This is a genomic window from Myroides sp. LJL116, assembly GCF_054871685.1.
On sequence record NZ_JBTXLR010000045.1, the window covers coordinates 1 to 853 of the forward strand.

1 protein-coding gene is annotated in these 853 nt (G+C 30.5%); it reads right to left on the reverse strand.

From position 1 onward, the window contains the following. Positions 1-227: 227 nt before the first annotated feature. Complete coding sequence (locus ACYSNM_RS13790) at positions 228-635, reverse strand: transposase (protein ID WP_461757446.1); 408 nt, start codon at positions 633-635, stop codon at positions 228-230. Between the last annotated feature and the right edge of the window lie 218 nt (positions 636-853).

Sequence of the window (853 nt, forward strand, 5' to 3'; positions counted from 1 at the left end):
CTGTAAGAGAAGCTACTAGAAAATGGACTATGCCAGTAAGAAACTGGGGAATAATATTAGACCAATTTATGATCCTATATAAAGATAGGGTTAGACTTTAAACAAAACCTAACCCAAGCTTATTTTTTGAACTTACACACTTAAAGATACAGTGCCTAAAAAACATTTGGATATTCCACTCCAAACTGCACCACTATTCTGGACTGCACCCCAAAACTTAGACAAAGTTATGCTATATTTTCTAAATATTCTTTTCTAAATTCAATTGGTGTTAATCCGTTTAAATTTAGGCGTATTCTTTCGTTATTATAATACTTTATATATTTGTGAATCTCAGATTCTAAGTCTGTAATATCATCAAACTTGTTAACGTAAAATAGTTCCGATTTAATGACTCCAAAAAAGTTTTCTATGATAGCATTATCATAGCAATTTCCTTTTCTAGACATACTTTGAACAATATTATTTCGGCGTAGAGCTAACTTATAACTATCCATTGTATATTGCCAACCTTGATCAGAATGCAGAATTACTCTATCTTGCTTAGACAGGACCTTATAAGCCTTTTTAAGCATATTATTAATAGCTAATACACTTGGTGATCTAGTTAGTGTAATCGGTAAATAAGAATACACAATTTTTGGCAATTAGAAATGCAGCATTTTTGGCAACAAGACTGCACAACTTTTGCAAGAATAATTACATAGTTCATCTTTTGGGGCTTTTGCCCCAAAAGAAAATATAATCTTTGTTTTAAACCAAAAAGACAAAGAAAATATGAACCAATATTATTCTAAAATTATTATGTACAAAGAAGTTCATCAAATGAAACGAGAAGGATTTTCCATCCGTT